The organism is Pelagibacterium nitratireducens (assembly GCF_037044555.1).
Taxonomy (GTDB): Bacteria; Pseudomonadota; Alphaproteobacteria; order Rhizobiales; family Devosiaceae; genus Pelagibacterium; species Pelagibacterium nitratireducens.
This window is the reverse complement of sequence record NZ_CP146275.1, coordinates 3573942-3590815: the sequence shown is the minus strand read 5'-3', so window position 1 is coordinate 3590815 and position 16874 is coordinate 3573942. Positions and strand designations below refer to the sequence as shown.

21 protein-coding genes are annotated in these 16874 nt (G+C 59.8%); 3 read left to right on the top strand and 18 right to left on the bottom strand.

Annotated features, from left to right (window positions below):
- Window positions 1-12: 12 nt before the first annotated feature.
- From ugpA to V6617_RS17590, 4 genes are all read right to left on the bottom strand, one after another.
- Window positions 13-897 (bottom strand): sn-glycerol-3-phosphate ABC transporter permease UgpA, encoded by an 885-nt coding sequence (ugpA, locus tag V6617_RS17605; protein ID WP_338608220.1) that lies wholly within the window; start codon window positions 895-897, stop codon window positions 13-15.
- Window positions 898-1008: 111 nt separating this feature from the next.
- Window positions 1009-2337: a sn-glycerol-3-phosphate ABC transporter substrate-binding protein UgpB gene (ugpB, locus tag V6617_RS17600; RefSeq protein ID WP_338608219.1), complete on the bottom strand. Its 1329-nt coding sequence runs from the start codon at window positions 2335-2337 to the stop codon at window positions 1009-1011.
- Between the two features lie 220 nt (window positions 2338-2557).
- Window positions 2558-3760 carry an RNA methyltransferase gene (locus V6617_RS17595; protein WP_338608218.1) on the bottom strand — a complete coding sequence of 401 codons (1203 nt, stop codon included), beginning with the start codon at window positions 3758-3760 and terminating at the stop codon, window positions 2558-2560.
- On the bottom strand, window positions 3757-4677 hold the full coding sequence (locus V6617_RS17590; protein ID WP_338608217.1) for a ribokinase: 921 nt from the start codon (window positions 4675-4677) through the stop codon (window positions 3757-3759). The genes V6617_RS17595 and V6617_RS17590 overlap by 4 nt, the downstream gene beginning before the upstream one ends.
- A 219-nt stretch (window positions 4678-4896) precedes the next feature.
- On the opposite strand from V6617_RS17590, the gene V6617_RS17585 reads away from it, so the two are divergent.
- Together V6617_RS17585 and V6617_RS17580 are read left to right on the top strand one after the other, a co-directional pair.
- Entirely contained in the window at window positions 4897-5475 is a 579-nt protein-coding gene (locus V6617_RS17585) for a helix-turn-helix transcriptional regulator (protein WP_338608216.1), read from the top strand.
- 134 nt (window positions 5476-5609) lie between these two features.
- On the top strand, window positions 5610-6413 hold the full coding sequence (locus tag V6617_RS17580) for a YbaY family lipoprotein (protein ID WP_338608215.1): 804 nt from the start codon (window positions 5610-5612) through the stop codon (window positions 6411-6413).
- Here V6617_RS17580 and V6617_RS17575 read toward each other — a convergent pair.
- From V6617_RS17575 to ureC, 8 genes are all read right to left on the bottom strand, one after another.
- On the bottom strand, window positions 6405-6896 hold the full coding sequence (locus V6617_RS17575) for an MmcB family DNA repair protein (RefSeq protein WP_338608214.1): 492 nt from the start codon (window positions 6894-6896) through the stop codon (window positions 6405-6407). The two genes, V6617_RS17580 and V6617_RS17575, sit on opposite strands and share 9 nt — an antisense overlap.
- 426 nt (window positions 6897-7322) lie before the next feature.
- Complete coding sequence (gene ureG, locus V6617_RS17570; protein WP_338608213.1) at window positions 7323-7955, bottom strand: urease accessory protein UreG; 633 nt, start codon at window positions 7953-7955, stop codon at window positions 7323-7325.
- Complete coding sequence (locus V6617_RS17565; RefSeq protein WP_338608212.1) at window positions 7952-8659, bottom strand: urease accessory protein UreF; 708 nt, start codon at window positions 8657-8659, stop codon at window positions 7952-7954. Before V6617_RS17565 ends, ureG begins: the two co-directional genes overlap by 4 nt.
- Entirely contained in the window at window positions 8625-9101 is a 477-nt protein-coding gene (locus V6617_RS17560; RefSeq protein ID WP_338608211.1) for an urease accessory protein UreE, read from the bottom strand. Before V6617_RS17560 ends, V6617_RS17565 begins: the two co-directional genes overlap by 35 nt.
- Before the next feature lie 60 nt (window positions 9102-9161).
- Window positions 9162-9539: an MliC family protein gene (locus V6617_RS17555; protein ID WP_338608210.1), complete on the bottom strand. Its 378-nt coding sequence runs from the start codon at window positions 9537-9539 to the stop codon at window positions 9162-9164.
- Window positions 9540-9610: 71 nt separating this feature from the next.
- Window positions 9611-9931, bottom strand: coding sequence for an AzlD domain-containing protein (locus V6617_RS17550; RefSeq protein ID WP_338608209.1), 321 nt, complete (start codon window positions 9929-9931; stop codon window positions 9611-9613).
- On the bottom strand, window positions 9928-10653 hold the full coding sequence (locus tag V6617_RS17545) for an AzlC family ABC transporter permease (RefSeq protein ID WP_338608208.1): 726 nt from the start codon (window positions 10651-10653) through the stop codon (window positions 9928-9930). The genes V6617_RS17550 and V6617_RS17545 overlap by 4 nt, the downstream gene beginning before the upstream one ends.
- 49 nt (window positions 10654-10702) lie before the next feature.
- Window positions 10703-12415, bottom strand: a complete 1713-nt coding sequence (gene ureC / locus V6617_RS17540; protein WP_338608207.1) for an urease subunit alpha — start codon at window positions 12413-12415, stop codon at window positions 10703-10705.
- A gap of 158 nt (window positions 12416-12573) precedes the next feature.
- Between ureC and V6617_RS17535 the strand changes: the two genes are divergently transcribed.
- Window positions 12574-13251 carry a hypothetical protein gene (locus V6617_RS17535; protein WP_338608206.1) on the top strand — a complete coding sequence of 226 codons (678 nt, stop codon included), beginning with the start codon at window positions 12574-12576 and terminating at the stop codon, window positions 13249-13251.
- Window positions 13252-13339: 88 nt separating this feature from the next.
- Here V6617_RS17535 and V6617_RS17530 read toward each other — a convergent pair whose 3' ends face one another.
- Genes V6617_RS17530 through urtD form a run of 6 tightly spaced genes read right to left on the bottom strand, consistent with a single transcriptional unit; the run spans window position 13340 to window position 16874 of the window.
- On the bottom strand, window positions 13340-13651 hold the full coding sequence (locus V6617_RS17530) for an urease subunit beta (protein ID WP_338608205.1): 312 nt from the start codon (window positions 13649-13651) through the stop codon (window positions 13340-13342).
- Window positions 13652-13661: 10 nt separating this feature from the next.
- The gene (locus V6617_RS17525; protein ID WP_338608204.1) at window positions 13662-14252 is read right to left on the bottom strand and encodes a HupE/UreJ family protein; all 591 of its coding nucleotides are present in this window, start codon (window positions 14250-14252) and stop codon (window positions 13662-13664) included.
- Between the two features lie 11 nt (window positions 14253-14263).
- Window positions 14264-14566, bottom strand: coding sequence for an urease subunit gamma (locus tag V6617_RS17520; protein WP_338608203.1), 303 nt, complete (start codon window positions 14564-14566; stop codon window positions 14264-14266).
- Window positions 14567-14579: 13 nt separating this feature from the next.
- A complete protein-coding gene (locus V6617_RS17515) occupies window positions 14580-15416 on the bottom strand; it encodes an urease accessory protein UreD (RefSeq protein ID WP_338608202.1) in 837 nt (278 codons plus the stop codon).
- Window positions 15416-16117: an urea ABC transporter ATP-binding subunit UrtE gene (urtE, locus tag V6617_RS17510; protein ID WP_338608201.1), complete on the bottom strand. Its 702-nt coding sequence runs from the start codon at window positions 16115-16117 to the stop codon at window positions 15416-15418. Before urtE ends, V6617_RS17515 begins: the two co-directional genes overlap by 1 nt.
- Window position 16118: 1 nt before the next feature.
- Window positions 16119-16874, bottom strand: coding sequence for an urea ABC transporter ATP-binding protein UrtD (gene urtD, locus V6617_RS17505; RefSeq protein ID WP_338608200.1), 756 nt, complete (start codon window positions 16872-16874; stop codon window positions 16119-16121).

The window sequence follows — 16874 nt, the reverse complement described above, 5'->3', positions numbered from 1 at the left end:
TCTGAGGCCTTCCTAGTAATTGACCCGACGTTCCACGTAGCGGAACTGGATGAAGGTGAGGATGATCACAATGCCCATCAAAAGAACCGATTGGGCCGATGAAGAGCCGATGTTGAGCCCTGCCACGCCGTCAGTATAGACCTTGTAGACCAGCGTCATCGTTGACTGGCCCGGTCCACCTCCGGTCGTGGCGTCGATCACCCCGAAGGTCTCGAACATCACGTAATTGATGTTGATGATCAGAAGGAAAAACGTCGTCGGAGAGAGCAGCGGAAAAACGATGGTCCAGAACCGTTTGAACGGTCCGGCGCCATCGATTGAAGCGGCTTCGGACAGCGAGGCGGGGATTGATTGCAGTCCGGCGACAAAAAACAGGAAATTATAGGAAATCTGCTTCCACGCGGCGGCGATGGTGATCAGCGTCATCGCTTGCGTGCCGTCGACGCGATGGTTCCAGTCGATGCCAAACCACTCGAGCACATAGGGCAAAAGCCCGATCGTGGGGTTGAACAGGAACCACCAGAGCACGCCTGCCACAACCGGCGCTACCGCATAGGGCCAGACCAGAAGGGTGGTATAGACTTTCGCGGTGCGCAGGATCCTGTCGACGCAGACGGCCAGGAGCAGCGCAAACCCCATCGAAAGCACAGTGACCGAAACGGCAAACACCGCAGTTCGGCCAAGCGCATTGAGATAGCTCGGATCAGAAAGGATGCGGGTGTAATTTTCGAACCAGACGAATGTGGTCCTAAAGCCGAACGGATCTTCGCGCTCGAAGCTCGATTTGACGGCCTGGCTGGCTGGCCAAAGAAAAAAGATTGCAGTGATCACCAGCTGCGGCGCCAAAAGCGCGTAGGGAAGCCAGCGATTGGTGAAGATCGACCGTTTGGTCTGCATTGAGCGCCCCTGGGTAGCGTCTCATCCACCGGTCTTCTTGTGTCGGACCGGTTTGATGGACGAGACCCCGGCCCAATAAGCCGGGGTCCCATTGATGTTTCTCGGATCCGCTTAGGAGTTGGCGGCCTGGAAATCACGCAGGATCTGGTTGCCGCGTTCCACGGCAGAGTCCAGAGCTTCCTGGCCGGTCTTTTCGCCAGCCAGAACCGACTGCAGCTCCTCGTCCATGACCATGCGGAACTGCGGCATGTTGCCAAAGCGCAGGCCCTTGGAGTTTTCGGTCGGGGCGTTGAGGTTGATCTGCTCGATGGCGATATCGGCACCGGGGTTTTCGTCGTAATAGCCCTGTTCCTGGCTCAGCTCGAAAGCAGCCTGGGTGATCGGCAGATAGCCGGTGCCCTGGTGCCATTCGGCCTGAACCTCGGCCGAGGACAGGTAGTCGAGGAAGGCGGCTGTCGCCTGGTACTCGGCTTCGTCATGGCCCGAAAGAACCCACAGGGTCGCGCCACCGATGATCGAGTTCTGCGGAGCGCCTTCGATGTCGTCATAGATCGGCAGCATGCCATAGCCAACTTCGAAATCGGCATTGGCGATAACGCCGGCGCGCGAGGCGGACGAACCCATATAGATGGCGCACTCGCTCGAATAGAAGGCCGGAGCATTGTCCGAACCACCGGCCGGGCCGCCATAAACAAAGATGCCTTCATCCTGCCAACGGGCCAGATCGTCCCAGAAGCGGGCGAGTTCGGGGCTGTTGAAGGTGTATTCGGTATCAAGGCCACCAAAGCCGTTTTCGAGCGAGCCGTAAGGCAGGTTGTGGAGCGCGGAGAAATTTTCCGAACCGATCCACGTGGCGGTGTAAGTGATCGCCATGCCGCAGCTTGCAGCGCCCGATTCAATGATCTGGCGCGAGAATTCTTCGGCCTGCGCCCAGGTGGAGGGCGCAACTTCGGGATCAAGACCGGCTGCTTCGAACACGTCCTTGTTGTAGTAAAGGATGGGGGTCGAAGAGTTGAACGGCATCGAGAGCATGTTGCCGTTGGTGTCGGTGTAATAGCCGGTAACGACCGGGAGATACACGGACGGGTCGAAGTCGTTGCCGTGTTCTTCCATCAGCTCGTAAACCGGATAGACGGCGCCTTCGGCAGCCATCATGGTGCCGGTGCCGACTTCGTAGATCTGGACGATGGTGGGCTGCTCACCGGCGCGGAAAGCGGCGATCGCGTTGACCATGGTCTCTTCATATTCGCCGCGATACGAGGCGTTTACGACGTAGTCTTCCTGAGAGGCGTTGAAATCCTCGGCGATGGCTGCGACGCGCTCGCCCAGTTCGCCACCCATCGAGTGCCAGAAAGAAATTTCGGTCTGGGCAAACGCCGAGGAGGCGCCGGCCAGAAGCGCTATGCCAGCCGTGGAGCTGACGAGCAATGTCTTGAGCATGATTAGGTCCAAACCCTGATTGATCTGTCGGCACCAAGCCAAATGCGATGCCGTTGCCAGCGCAGACCTAGGCCCAAGCGATAAAACTGGCATGACGGATCGACGACGGTTTTGTGACTGTGGAGAACCCAACGGAACGGACGGCTCCGCCAGATTGCCCCACGCTGCTGGGCCGCCGGAACAGCGACAATGCGACATCGCTTGCAGCCGCCTGCCGCCGTCAGGTTCGAGTGAACGCGGCGAACACTTCGGTGTGTGTTGAAAAAGCGAACTGGTCGACCGGCGTTACCTTGCCGATGCGATAACCACCAGCGATCAGAATTGCAGCATCCCGGGCAAAGCTCTGAGGGTCGCAACTGACATAGGCTATGGTTTTCACTTTCGATTGCGTTAGTTCTTTCACCTGGGCCTGCGCCCCGGCGCGGGGCGGATCGAGTACGACAGCGTCGAAGCGGTTGAGTTCGAAAACGCCGAGCGGTTCGCGAAACAGGTCGCGGCGTTCTGCAGTTATGGGTTTGAGGCCTTTGGTCTTGCGCTTTGCTGTATCGAGCGCGCCGATCGCTGCGGCATCGGAATCGGCGGCAAACACCGGGGCTATTGCCGCGAGCCGCAGGGTAAAGGGACCGATGCCGCAAAAAAGATCTGCGACCTGCTTGGCGCCCTCGACCGCCTCGATAACCAGCGACGCGAGAACATCTTCGGCATCCGCCGTTGCTTGCAAAAAACTCGATACGGGCAGGGCCACACTCGATTGGCCCATCGCCATCGTGGGCGCACGCAAAAGGATCAAAGGTTCACCGTTGAGGGAGAGACGGGCAAGGTCGAACTTTTGAGCGATCGCCGACAGCCTTGCGCTGGGCTTGGCACTCTTGGCGCGGATGGAGACATCGAGTCCCATGTCGCTGGCGGTAAAGCTGATGTCACATGGCCCCGCCACCGCGGCAATGGCGCGCGCGATTTCCGGCGCGCGGACCAGGGCGGGCACGAGAATGGGGCAGGTATCGAGATCGTGGATCGCATGGCTGCGCAGCGCCATGAACCCGGCCTCCGATTTCGTGGCATGTAACGTGGCCCGGCGACGGCCCGCACCATGAGCGACGATCGGGTCTGCCACATCGGCTTGAACCGCGACGCGTGACAGGGCATCGACGACGAGGCCACGCTTGAACTGCCGATAGGCCCCCGCTTCGAGATGCTGTAGCTGGCACCCCCCGCATGCACCAAAATGGGGGCAGAAGGGTTCTCCCCGCGCGGGACTGGGGTCGATGATATCGACAAGGCGGCCGCGATTGCCGTCAATCTGGGCAGTGACAGTTTCCCCTTCCAGCGTCAGGGCGACAAAGACCGGTTTACCATCGAGCGAGGCAACGCCCTCGCCCCGATGGCCGAGACGGTCGATGGCCAGGGTTTCGATACGGGTCATCGTGCCCCGGCTTCGACATCCGCTGCGATACGGTTTTCCACAGCCAGGCGTTCGGGAATGGATGGCTGGGCGCCTGGCGTCAGGCACGCCAGACCGGCCGCAACCGAAGCCCGCTTCATTGCCGGGGACAGCTCGGTTCCTTCCGCCAAGCCGGCGGCCAGATAGCCTACGAACGTATCACCGGCACCGACGGTATCGACCGGTTTGATCTTGAGCGATGGAACAGTGGTGACCGCCCCTTCAGCCACCGCAACGGCGCCGCGCGAACCGAGCGTTGCCACGACAGTATTACCAAATTTTTCCGAGAGCCAGACAACGGCTTCGGTCTCGTCAAGCTTGGGAGCGTCCAGCATTTTGAGCACCCCGGCCAATTCGGTCTCATTGACTACGAGGACGTCGACATTGTCCAGAAGTGCCAGATCAAAGTCCATGAACGGCGCAAGATTGAGAACGACTTTGGCGCCATTTTCGCGAGCCAGCGCTGCGGCGCCCAGCACCCCCTCCATCGGTGTTTCCAACTGCAGCAGGAGATAGTCTCCATCCACAATGCCGGCGTGCTCGAGCGCCGCTGCCGTCAGTCGCGAATTGGCGCCGGGCAACACGGTAATCATGTTCTCCCCCGCGTCATCGACGATGATAAGGGCAGTCCCCGTGTGCCGGTCCATCCGACGCACTCCTGACAGATCGATCTCGGCCTCGCTCAGAAGGGCAAGGGCGCGTGTCGCAAAATCATCACCTCCGACGCACCCGACCATTTTGACCTCCGCGCCAGCCCGGCTCGCGGCAAGTGCCTGATTGCCACCTTTCCCGCCGGGCGAAAATTCGAGGCTGGTGCCCAGCACGGTTTCGCCTGGCCGCATCAGGGTGGGTGCGTGACCAATCAGATCGATATTGATGGAGCCGAACACAACGATCACGGCATTTGTCCTCCCGATATGTTTTTCTTCTTGTGCCAGAGGAAAAGCATTCAACTCAAATGATTTTCCTTGCGGCACGGCAGAGATTGCCGTCGGCCGATGGCCGGGCACCGGATCTAAGCAGGTTCCCCTACCGGCCACCTCAAGAAAACTTCATGCGCAAGATGGTCCTATGACACCGAACAAAGGCGGTTCATTCGAATTGGCTGGGGGTGCACCATGGGTCAAGGCGCCGATGTTGGCGCGACTTTGCGCGGCTATCGCGCCCGGTTTTCCATCAAACAGGACGCCTTGGCTCGCGCTCTAGGCGTAAGCCAGGGTCAGCTCTCGCGTTGGGAAAGCGGGCGGGAGAGGCCAGGGGCCCGCAATCGCGATGTCATTGATGCTTTGATCCATGGTCGGGCCGATCCCCTGCTCGCAGGATTGATCCATTACGTCCGGGGTGCCCGTGCGCCATTGGCGCTCTTCGACGCCCGGCTGGCCATCGTCGCCGCCAGCCCGACCCTGACCGGCATGGGCGCTCCGCTTGCGCGGTTTGGCTGGCTGTTCGATCCGGATATCAACCCCGCACTGGATACATTGCAAAAACGCTTTATTGCCATGTCGAAATCGGGGAAGGTTCTTGTGCTCGAAGTCCCGTTTTCCCATGAGGCTCTGCCCTGGGCCTGCTACGGTCGGTTGACTGTCAGTCGTATCGGTTCCGATATCACCGCCATCGCTGAAATGGTCTTCACGCCGGATGAAAGACAGACGGTGCGTCAGGTTTCCCTGCGAGCTGCGCCAGGTCCGGCGCGTTAGCTGGAAAGAGCTCGCTGCCAAGGGGACTGGCCCAACAATCCACCTGCGCGCATCCGTTCAGCCTCTGTTCAGCGCACGGAACCCACAAGGTTGGCCATTCATTTATTGCTCGAAAGATCAGAAAGACTTTAGCCATGAGATCCGTCGCAAAACCCATCGGCCTTTCGGCGCTCGCAGCGATCACGATGGCCGGCTCGGCCTTTGCCGATACGCTGACCATCACCGGCGACATCGCGTATCGTGAACGCATGGCGCTGCCTTTAAATGCGGTAGCCACGGTGTCGCTCATCGACGTGTCACTGGCCGATGCGCCATCCACAACAATAGCCGAAGACGTCATTGACCCCGCCGGCCAGGTCCCGATCGGCTTTGTCATCGATTTTGACCCCGATGCTATCGCCGAGGGCCATTCCTACGCTATCGCGGCGCGGATAGAAGTCGATGGCGAACTCTGGTTCATCAATGATACCACCATTTCGGTCGAGCCGCTGACCCGGACCGAGCTGGTGTCAGTGCCGCTGGTCAATGCGCGTGGCACCGAGCCTGCGCCTCAAACCGGTGATGGGAAAAAAGCCGGCGCGGACCTCCCCGCCGATCTGGCCGGTACAGGCTGGGTGTTGACCATGCTCGGTGCCTCTCCCTCGGCCGAGGGCGTAGAAACGACGCTCGTTTTCGGAGAAACCGATCCGTCTTTGGGCGGCATTGGTGGCTGCAATACTTACGGCGGGTCCGTCACCGTCCAAGACGATGGGAACCTCTCGATTTCAGATATCTTTTCAACGATGATGGCTTGCGAAGAACCCGAAATGGGTCAGGAACACGCCTTCTTTGACGCTTTGGGCGCGACATCGAACTACAGCATCGACGACGAGACGCTCACGCTCCTCGATGGAGAGGGAAATACTGTCGCAACGCTTGCGCCGCACGCCTCAGAATAGGCCTTCCTTGCGGGTCTCGGGGTCCATCAGTGCGTGGACCCTGTCGGCCCCCAACCTGGCGAGCTTTAAAAGCATGGCCTTGCGTCGCGCCCCGGGGAGAGGATCGTGCTGTGCGTGGCGCAGGATATCCCCCCAATGGCCATCAGCCACCATCAGCCCTTCTTCTGCGGGAAAGATTTCCGCATCGAGCTCCGGCGGCTTGCAGAAAAAGAACCGGTCGCAGAAATCCTTGTAGTTTGGCCATTTGGTATCGACCTTATAGTCCATAAGGCTCGATTTGATTTCCACGATCCAGATTTCGCCCTTTCCACCAAGAGCGATCACGTCGGCGCGCCGTCCGTTGGAAAGCGGCACCTCGGCAAAGCACGTCATGTCATGAACCGAGCGTAGAAAGCGCATCACACCCCGCTGCACGCGCAGCGCGGTGGGTGACTGACGCCCGTCGACAATTTGCGGTTCGGTACCGGATTCGGTTTGGCTCATGTTCCCATTTTATTCTTTCTGAGCGGGAGTGGCCAGACACTCGGTGTTTCATAAATGAAATGAACATTGCGAACACATCCGTAGCGCCCGCGGGGCATCTGGGCGCATAGTCGACCTACTCGGCGAATTCCTTTCGCCCTCCGCCATCCATCTTTCAAATGAAGGAAAAGGCGCGCGGCGCGCGCCTGAAAGGCTGCTCCATGTTCCAATCTTTCTCCTTGATGCTGCGCGATTGGGTCGCTTTCCACCAGACCTATGGCGCGCTGAGACGGCTCGATTCCCATCTGAGGCGCGATCTCGGGCTAGCCGACGCGGATCTGCGGCGCATCAGCCGTAAGGTCATGCACGAAAATGGCCCCATCAGCCTGCTTGCGCTGCGTGAGGAAGATGAAGAATCGCAACCGGACGTCAGGAGCCCTGCTGCCCCTAAAGCGCAATTTGTGTGCGGGCCAGCCCGCCGTGACGCTCAAGAAACGCAACGATTTCATCGACCCCCTTACCCCGCTTGAGGTCTGTGAACACGTGGGGCTGGCCGTTGCGCATCCGGTGGGCATCGGCCTCCATCACGCCCAGATCCACTTCGACATAAGGGGCCAGATCGGCCTTGTTGATGACCAGCATGTCCGAGCGCGTAATGCCCGGTCCGCCCTTGCGCGGGATTTCCTCTCCCTGGCAGACCGAGATGACATAGAGCGTGATGTCGGCGAGGTCGGGAGAAAATGTGGCTGCCAGATTGTCGCCGCCCGATTCGATAAAGACGATATCGAGGTCGGGGATGCGCCCATTGAGCTCGGCGATGGCCCGCAGATTGATCGAGGCATCTTCGCGGATCGCCGTATGCGGGCAGCCGCCGGTTTCGATCCCCAGGATCCGCTCTTCGGGGAGCGCCTGCAGGCGCGCCAGCATCATGGCGTCTTCCTTGGTGTAGATGTCGTTGGTGACCACCCCCACCGAATAATCCTCGCGCAGCGCCTTGCAGAGTTTTTCGGTGAGCGTGGTCTTGCCCGATCCCACCGGTCCCCCGATCCCGATACGGAGCGGGCCGTTTCTTGAACTCATGATCGAAAAATCCTTACCCTGAGGTCTTCATGCTTCTGGCTTGCAATATCGGTGCCATAGGACAAGCCCGAAATGTCGGTCAATTGGGCCGAGAGCGCCTCTGTGCTCAGCTGCGCGATTTTTGCTTCCAGGCCCGCCTGAACGGCAAGGCCCGCCGTTTGCCCCAGTGGAATGAGCCGGACACCGACCGAAATCTGTTGCGCCACCGCGCTGTTGGCAAAGCCAGCGATTGCCGCTCCCGGTGAAACGCGGTGCAGGCCAGCAGTTGCGCCAAATGCAATCGGCAGGGCCATGGGTCGCTCGAAAACGGCGCTGAGCTCTTTTGGTGTGGACGTTGGCCATGCGGAAGCCGCGTCGAGAAAAGATTGCGCCTGTTCGCGTGTTTCCTTGTCACGCTCGGCCGATATTTGCAGGGCGAGACACAGTTGATTGGCCTCGGCAAGCGCCGTCCAGTCGCATGTGGTCACCGCGCGGGCAGCGATGGCGAGAAAATAGGCATCGGTGCGCAGGCTGCCGCGATGCAACTGACCGCCGATCCAATCGGAAAGTTGACCGCCATCGCCGACGCGCCCATCGGCAACGGCCGTTTCAAGGCCCTGGCTATAGGCAAACCCGCCGATGGGAAACGCCGGTGAGAGCCAGGAAAACAGCCGGATCAGCGTGGTCTGCTCATCCATGGTGATGATGCGCGTTCCCGTTCTCATGGCCCCAATAGGCACCGCGCAGCGGCGAAAACGGCGCGTTGATCTCCGCGACTTTTGCCCCCAGCCCTTCCAGCATGTCCTTGATGACGTGGTCGCGTCCGATCAGAAGTCGTTGGGGTACGCCGGATTTCGCTTCAATCTGGCAGGGCAGGTGCCGGTTGCCGATATGCCAGCACAATTGGGAAAGGTGGGTCGTGCTGTTGCCGGTGATCGCATAGAGCGGTTCTTTGGCCGCGACGATTTCGGCGAAACGCCCGTCCTCGAGCTTCAATGCATCGCCGGTTTCCAGCGCCACGGTTTGGGGCAGGTCGACAAGAACATCGAGCCCGTTATCGAGTGTCACCAGCTTACGGCGCAGCGCACGCTGGTCGTGCGCCAGCTCAACGCGCCCGGCAAGAGCCCCTTGCCATTTGCCTTTCGTTTCAACGCCTGTCGCGCGCATGCCATCCTCTTTGCAAGCCTTTTTCGGTCATGGCATCCGATGCAAGAAACACGCCAGAGATCACGGAATGTCCTGAGCCGCGTGACAGCTGACCGGTTCGGCCTCGGCCTCCTCGGTGCCCTCCATGATGTCGGTGAACATTGCCTCATTGCCGCGCGACCACCATTCGTATTGCCCTGAAACATAACGCGCACCCGAGGCGGAGATGACGTTGACGAAAATCATGTCCTCGCCCTCGATCGGCACAATGGCAAGAAAGGTCGGATGGGCATTGATGTATTGCACACTCATCGGTTCATCGATCCCGTCGCACTGATAGGTCATCACATCGCGTTGCGCGTTGCCCTCGAATTCGAGAACGAACTGCATTGAGGTTTCCACGGCACTGGCGGGCAACGCGGCAAGAGCCAGACAAGCGGCGAATACAAAGGACTTCATGGGCGGCCTCCTCTAAGATTCAGCGGATCAAACCTAACATCGGATTCCGGGCAGCACCATGACCGGTCCGGTCACACTATGGCAAAGACCAGCCCATAGACGATGGCTCCACCAAGCGTTGCCAGCGAAACATCGCGACACCAGAAATAGATGGCAATCACCGCCCCCGAGCCCCCAACGAGCGGTGCAATGGCGTGCAGATCGGGCGAGAGCATGGGTAGGATCGCGCCGACATAAAGCGCAGCGATAGCCGCCGGTCCGGTTGCCGACAAGAACCGGCTCAGTGGCGCATCGGGATCACCCGTGCCACGCATGAACCGCGTCGGCAAAAAACGCAGCATCCAGGTCCCCAGCCCGACCAGCAATGTGATGATCAAAAACTCGGTGTTCATGTCCGTCTCCGGATCACAAGACTCGACAAGGCGCCAAAGATCATCCCACCCAATATTCCGACGGTGGGTGAAATCAGGACAATCAGCGGAAGCGTGACGCACGCGGTAACGATCACCACGGGGATGTGCTCTTTGGTGAGAAGCGAAAGCACCATGGCCAGAAACAGCGCCGGCATCAGAAAGCCCATGGCTGCATCGACCGCTGGCCAGGCCGCAAGCGATGTGCCCAGCAGGGCTCCGATCGCTGTCCCGGTCACCCAGGAAAGATAGGGGCCCGCGGCGATGCCGAACATGAAGCGCGGCGAAAAGTGATCCTTTGTTCGATTGAGCGCAATAATTGCCGACCCGAACGCGCCGTCGGAAAGGAAAAAGCTCCACGCCCAGGCATGACGCCGGGTTGCTCGGTCCCGGGCCGCTTCAAGGATGGCCGGACCGTAAAAGACATGCCGCAGATTGGTGGCGATGATCGAAAGTGCGGTGATCAGGATCGGCGCGCCCGCACCGACAAGCGCCAGAACCAGAAACTGGCTCGCTCCCGCATAGACGATCGCCGAGAGCATGATGGCCTCGAGCGCAGAAAACCCAGCCTTGATCGCGGCTATGCCGAACGCAATGCCGACCGGCACATACCCGATGGCTATGGGCGTTGACGCGCGGGCGCCGGAGCGGAAGCTGGCAAGGGGAGAGGACATCAGAAAGTCATAGAGGATGGACAGTGCCACCCTCTATAGGACCGATCCTGTTGGAAGGCCAGATGCCTTCCGACGCGCACTAGAACAGGAAATACCTTTGTGCCATGGGCAAAACATCGGCGGGTTCGCAGGTCAGCAATTCCCCATCGGCCCGCACTTCGTAGGTTTCCGGATCGACGGTGACGTCAGGCGTGGCGCTATTATGGATCATGGCCGATTTGCCGATACCGCCGCGAGTGTTGTCCACCGCCAGCATGGACTTGTTGACGCCCAGATCGTCCTTCAGCCCGCTATCGAGCGCCGCCTTTGAAACAAAAGTCACTGACGTGTTTGCGATAGCTTTGCCGTATGCGCCGAACATTGGGCGGTAGTGCATGGGCTGCGGCGTCGGAATCGAGGCGTTGGGGTCGCCCATCGGCGCGGTGGCGATCATTCCGCCCATAAGCACCAGTTCGGGCTTAACGCCGAAAAAAGCCGGGCTCCAAACCACCAGATCGGCGCGTTTACCCACTTCGATAGACCCGATATGGGTCGAAATGCCGTGAGCGATGGCCGGGTTGATCGTGTATTTGGCAATGTATCGCTTGACCCGGAAATTATCGTTATCCCCGGTTTCCTCGGGCAGGGGGCCGCGCTGGCGCTTCATCTTGTCGGCGGTCTGCCAGGTGCGGATGATCACTTCGCCCACCCGGCCCATGGCCTGGCTGTCCGAGGCGATAATCGAAAACGCGCCGATATCGTGAAGGATGTCCTCGGCGGCGATGGTTTCCTTGCGGATGCGGCTTTCTGCAAACGCCACGTCTTCGGCAATGGAAGGGTCGAGATGGTGGCAGACCATGAGCATGTCGAGGTGCTCGGCCAGCGTGTTGCGCGTATAGGGGCGCGTCGGATTGGTCGATGAAGGGATGACGTTTTCCAGCCCACACACCTTGATGATGTCGGGGGCGTGCCCGCCGCCGGCGCCCTCGGTGTGGAAGGCGTGGATGGTGCGTCCCTTGAAGGCGTTTATCGTGTCTTCGACAAAGCCCGATTCGTTGAGCGTGTCGGTGTGGATCATCACCTGCACGTCATAGGCATCGGCCACCGATAGGCAGTTGTCGATGGCGGCAGGCGTCGTTCCCCAGTCTTCATGCAGCTTGAGAGCGGCCGCGCCACCCATGATCATTTCCACCAGTGCCTCGGGCTTTGAGGCATTGCCTTTTCCGGCCAGCGCGATGTTCATGGGAAATGCATCGAACGATTGGATCATCCGGCCCAGATGCCAGGCGCCGGGCGTGCATGTCGTGGCCATGGTTCCATGCGCAGGGCCGGTGCCGCCACCCAGCATGGTTGTCACTCCCGAGGTCAACGCTTCCTCGATCTGCTGGGGACAGACAAAATGGATGTGGGAGTCGAACCCGCCGGCGGTTACGATCTTGCCTTCTGCGGCAATGGCTTCGGTGCCCGGCCCCACGATGATGTTGACCCCCGGTTGGGTATCTGGATTGCCCGCCTTGCCGATCGCGGCGATCATACAGTCCTTGAGCCCGATATCGGCCTTGTAGATTCCCGTGTGATCGACGATCAGCGCGTTGGTGATCACCGTATCGACGGCGCCTGCGGCACGAGTAACCTGTGATTGCCCCATGCCGTCACGGATCACCTTGCCGCCGCCAAACTTTATTTCCTCGCCATAGAGCGTGAAGTCCTTTTCCACCTCGATGAACAGCTCGGTATCGGCCAGCCGCACCTTGTCGCCGGTCGTTGGGCCATACATGTCGGCGTAGAGCGCGCGGGAAATTCTGGCAGCCATTATCTGCTCCTCGTCAAAGGTAAAGTTCAGCCTCTTGGTCAGGCGTGGTCCAATTTGAATGCGTCCGATTGCCTCTAAACAAAATGCAACCGCCAGCCCGTTTGCTCGTTTGTAGGCTCCAGAGGGGCGGTAAAACCGAACTCAAACGGAGAATGAAAATGAATAAGCTCTCTGCTCTTGCTCTTGGCACGGCTCTGACTCTGTCGATGCCGCTTGCAGCCATGGCCCAGGACGCTGACGCTGGTGTCACCCTTGACGGTGGCGTCCAGACCGAACTGGGTGGCGAAGACGCTAACGCCGATGTTGGAGCCGATGCCGGCGTTGATGTTGGCGTGGACGCCGGCATGCCTGCTGAAGGCGCCGGTGAAACAAGTGTTGGCGTGGATGCCGATGCTTCGGCTGGTGCTTACACCTACGCCGATCTCGACGATGCGATCCATGGCGCCGGCACTGCCGACTTCTCGGCTGTGACTGCGGATACCGAGATCGAAATCGTTGAGATCTCCTCGCTCGGCGAGGACGGTGAATTTACCGCCGACGCTTTCGCGGAGTCGCGTGCCGACTTCGAGGCCGATATCGACCTTCTGCAGTCCAATATCTCGGGTAATGCCGACATCACGGCTGCTCTCGAAGCCGAAGGCTATACCGAAAGCGAAGTTGTCGCCGTCTGGACCCAGGCCGATGGTTCGCTGACGGTCTTTGTCGACAGCCAGAGTTCGGCTGAAGCCGAAGCGGCTGAAGACGCCGGACTTGCCGACGATGCCATGGAATCTGACATGAGCGTTGAAGGGGAGGCCGAAGCAGATGCCTCTGTCGAAGGTGAAGCGGCGCAATAAGCGTCGACTTGAAAATGTTAGGGGGCGGGGTGCCAAGGCACCTCGCCTCTTTTTTTGCCCGCAATGGAAAATGCCGGCCGCTGTCATATCATCTGTCCAGCGAACCCATGACCATCTGGCGAAATCCGAAGATCCGGCGGTCGCCGTCCAGCGCAACAAGGGTCACCTCACGGGTTTGACCCGGCTCGAACCGCACGGCCGTACCGGCCGCAATATCGAGCCGCATGCCGCGTGTACGCTCTCTTTCGAAGGCCAGCCCGGCGTTGGTTTCAAAAAAATGGTAGTGGCTACCCACCTGGATGGGTCGGTCTCCGGTGTTGGCAACCTCGAGCGTCACGGTCTCGCGTCCCGCATTGAGTTCGATATCGCCGGGTTTGGGGATGATTTCGCCTGGGATCATGTTGCTGTCCTTAACCTGCGATAACCAGCCATAGCCCGCCAAGCGCCGTCAAACCGCCTGCGATCCGTGTACCGATGGCACCGCGCGTCGTCGCCAGAGCCCGGCCAAGACCGGCGCCCAGCGCAACGCCAATCGCGTGAAGCAACGCCGTGGCGACAAGAAAGCCACCAGCATAACCGAATGCGCCAGCCTCACCCATTTCCCCACCATGCGCGTGGCCGTGAAACAGCGCAAAGAAGGCAACAACGGCGCCAACGCCAATTGCCGGCAACGGCAGGGCGAGGGCCACCATGATGCCGATAAAAATTACCGAAGCCAGAATGACCGGCTCGACGAACGGAAGCGGCATGCCAACCAGTGCCGCGCCGAACCCGACCGCCATTGTGCCAACAAAGGCGGCCGGTACCGCCCACAACGCCTTACCGCCAACCGAGGCGGCCCATAGGCCCACGGCGACCATGGCCAGGATATGATCGAATCCAAACAGGGGGTGGGTAAACCCGGCTGCAAGCGAGCCGTGTTCAAGAGGATCGAGATGGGCAAAGGCGGGAGCCGTGCCGGCAACAATAAGCACGAGGGCCGTAAAAAGACGTCTGAGCATGAGGTGGCTCCTTAGCGAATGGGAGAATGGACGGTGACCAGTTTGGTCCCGTCCGGAAAAGTTGCTTCGACCTGGATGTCATTGATCATCTCGGCAATGCCCTCCATCACCTGATCGCGCGAAATGACATGCGCGCCCGCTTCCATCAGTTCAGAGACCGGACGGCCGTCGCGGGCGCCCTCGACAACGAAATCGGTAATCAGTGCGATCGCCTCGGGATGGTTGAGCTTGACGCCGCGCTCGAGCCTGCGCCGCGCCACCATGGCGGCCATCGAGACCAGCAGCTTGTCTTTTTCCCGCGGTGTGAGGTTCATGTTGCCTCCCCTTTTAGAGTGACCAGAGCTTGGGAACGGCCCCGGCTCCTGAAAGCGCCGCGATTGCCGGCATGATGATTTTGCGCAGATGATAGCCTGACCGACCCGTCGCGCGCAGCACGATTTTCTCCCCGATACGCGATACCCCGGCAGTGGGGTGATCGGCGATCAGGGCCTTGAGATGTTCAACCCGCCGCTCTGCATTCTTTGCGATATAGCACAGCGTTCCATAGGCCCGTGCGCCGTGCAGAAGAGCGCTGTTGGCCCGTGCCGGCATATCGTGCGCATCGAGCCGGGCAGCCTCGGCGTGGATGAGTTCACCATCGCGCCGCACGCGCCAACGATCCGAAATCATTGCCGAAACGGCATCTTCCCCATGTGCCTCGCGACCGAGAATGACCACTTCAAGCCCGAGGAATATCGCATCTCTTGCCATATCGACGTCAATTGTCCGCTCCAGCTCCGAGCCGTCGAACACAATCGTTTCCTGCGGCAGCCAGTCGAGCCGGGCTCCCGTCTCGACAGACAGCGTGGTGGCAACGCGCGCCGCTCCACCGGTCGAACGATAGATGCGCTCGCACGCCTGCGTGGTGATGGCCAGATGGGTGTTTGCGGCAGCCGTCGCCGACCAGGCCATCCTGTCGCCGCCGGTCAAGCCCCCGGATGTATTGATCAGCACGGCTTCAAGCCAGTTGCCGTAGGCCTTGGGTATACGGATCTTGCCGCAGCCGTACTGATAAAGCGTATCGAGCACCGACAGCCCGTCGCGCGCCTTGATCGTAACGCGGCCCTCGCCTTCGGCGCGTTGCAGCGGTGGCGTGCCAACCTGGAAAACCGGACTTTCGAGCATCAGACCATCAAATGCCGTTTGACGTTGGGATCGTCGAGATCGGAGGCGGGGCCCTCGTGCATGATCTCTCCTCGATCCATGACATAGATATGGTCACTCAATTCGCGGCAGAAATCGAGATACTGTTCGACCAAAAGGATGGTCATGCCCATCTCATCGCGCAAAAACTGCAATGCCCGCCCGATATCCTTGATGATCGAGGGCTGTATCCCTTCGGTGGGCTCATCGAGGACCAGAAGGCTGGGGCGGGTCACCAGCGCCCGCCCTATGGCCAATTGCTGCTGCTGCCCGCCCGAAAGGTCGCCCCCCCTTCGGCTCAGCATGGTTTTGAGCACGGGAAAGAGCTCAAAGATCGTATCGGGAATCGAACGATCCTTGGGCTTGAGCGGCGCATAGCCTGTAAGCAGGTTTTCCTTGACGGTAAGCAGCGGAAAGATCTCGCGCCCCTGCGGCACATAGCCGATGCCCATTCGGGCCCGCGTATAGGGCGGAATTTTCTTGAGTTCGAATTCTTCGAACCGGATCGCGCCGCCCGAAATCTGATGTGTTCCCGTGATCGCGCGCAACAGCGAGGATTTTCCAACCCCGTTGCGCCCCAGGACAGAGGTGATCTTGTTGGGCTGGGCAGTGATCGAAACTGTCTTGAGCGCCTGCGCGGCGCCATAATGCAGATCGACATCGGTAACGGTCAGTGTCGTCATTTCAGCGTCCCAGGTAGCGTTCGATGACCAGCGGATCGGACGAGACATGTTCGAGCGAGCCCTGCGCAAGCACGGAGCCTTCGGCAAGACACGTCACCCGGCAGTCGAGATCGCGCACAAAGCTCATGTCGTGTTCCACCACCACCACAGAGTGATGTTTGGAAATCGACTTCAGCAATTTCGAGGTTTCCTCGGTTTCCGAGTCGGTCATGCCGGCCACCGGCTCATCGACCAGCAGCAGCTTGGGATCCTGGGCGAGCAGCATGCCGATCTCAAGCCATTGTTTTTGACCGTGAGAAAGGTTGGCAGCGTACTCATCCTTCCGGTGAGTGAGCCGCACAGTGTCCAGTATCTCCGCTATATGGTTCGTGTCCGTCGCATCGCGAGTGTAGAGCCAGGACGAAAACACCCCGCGCGGCTTTTTGAGTGCCAGTTCGATATTGTCCCAGACCGTATGGCTCTCAAACACTGTCGGCTTCTGAAATTTGCGTCCGATCCCCAGATTGGCGATTTCGGTTTCATCCTTTTTGGTTAGGTCAACCGATCCCTCGAAAAACACTTCCCCGGTATCGGGGCGCGTCTTGCCGGTAATTATGTCCATCATCGTCGTCTTGCCCGCACCATTGGGGCCGATAATGGCCTGCAAATCGTCGCGCTTGACGAGCAGCGAGAGCGAGTTGAGCGCCTTGAACCCGTCAAAGGAAACGGTGACGCCGTCGAGATAAAGGAGCGATCCTTCGCGCAGTGTATCAACCAT

Bases quoted from the DNA above. Each gene is read 5' to 3' on its own strand.
- V6617_RS17560 (WP_338608211.1), bottom strand. From the start codon at position 9,101: ATGCGCGCGACAGGCGTTGAAACGAAAGGCAAATGGCAAGGGGCTCTT.
- V6617_RS17585 (WP_338608216.1), top strand. From the start codon at position 4,897: ATGGGTCAAGGCGCCGATGTTGGCGCGACTTTGCGCGGCTATCGCGCC.
- ureG (WP_338608213.1), bottom strand. From the start codon at position 7,955: ATGAGTTCAAGAAACGGCCCGCTCCGTATCGGGATCGGGGGACCGGTG.
- ugpB (WP_338608219.1), bottom strand. From the start codon at position 2,337: ATGCTCAAGACATTGCTCGTCAGCTCCACGGCTGGCATAGCGCTTCTG.
- V6617_RS17575 (WP_338608214.1), bottom strand. From the start codon at position 6,896: ATGAGCCAAACCGAATCCGGTACCGAACCGCAAATTGTCGACGGGCGT.
- V6617_RS17530 (WP_338608205.1), bottom strand. From the start codon at position 13,651: ATGATCCCAGGCGAAATCATCCCCAAACCCGGCGATATCGAACTCAAT.
- ugpA (WP_338608220.1), bottom strand. From the start codon at position 897: ATGCAGACCAAACGGTCGATCTTCACCAATCGCTGGCTTCCCTACGCG.
- urtD (WP_338608200.1), bottom strand. From the start codon at position 16,874: ATGGTTGATACACTGCGCGAAGGATCGCTCCTTTATCTCGACGGCGTC.
- ureC (WP_338608207.1), bottom strand. From the start codon at position 12,415: ATGGCTGCCAGAATTTCCCGCGCGCTCTACGCCGACATGTATGGCCCA.
- V6617_RS17520 (WP_338608203.1), bottom strand. From the start codon at position 14,566: ATGAACCTCACACCGCGGGAAAAAGACAAGCTGCTGGTCTCGATGGCC.
- urtE (WP_338608201.1), bottom strand. From the start codon at position 16,117: ATGACGACACTGACCGTTACCGATGTCGATCTGCATTATGGCGCCGCG.
- V6617_RS17515 (WP_338608202.1), bottom strand. From the start codon at position 15,416: ATGCTCGAAAGTCCGGTTTTCCAGGTTGGCACGCCACCGCTGCAACGC.
- V6617_RS17525 (WP_338608204.1), bottom strand. From the start codon at position 14,252: ATGCTCAGACGTCTTTTTACGGCCCTCGTGCTTATTGTTGCCGGCACG.
- V6617_RS17535 (WP_338608206.1), top strand. From the start codon at position 12,574: ATGAATAAGCTCTCTGCTCTTGCTCTTGGCACGGCTCTGACTCTGTCG.
- V6617_RS17555 (WP_338608210.1), bottom strand. From the start codon at position 9,539: ATGAAGTCCTTTGTATTCGCCGCTTGTCTGGCTCTTGCCGCGTTGCCC.
- V6617_RS17550 (WP_338608209.1), bottom strand. From the start codon at position 9,931: ATGAACACCGAGTTTTTGATCATCACATTGCTGGTCGGGCTGGGGACC.
- V6617_RS17565 (WP_338608212.1), bottom strand. From the start codon at position 8,659: ATGAGAACGGGAACGCGCATCATCACCATGGATGAGCAGACCACGCTG.
- V6617_RS17580 (WP_338608215.1), top strand. From the start codon at position 5,610: ATGAGATCCGTCGCAAAACCCATCGGCCTTTCGGCGCTCGCAGCGATC.
- V6617_RS17595 (WP_338608218.1), bottom strand. From the start codon at position 3,760: ATGACCCGTATCGAAACCCTGGCCATCGACCGTCTCGGCCATCGGGGC.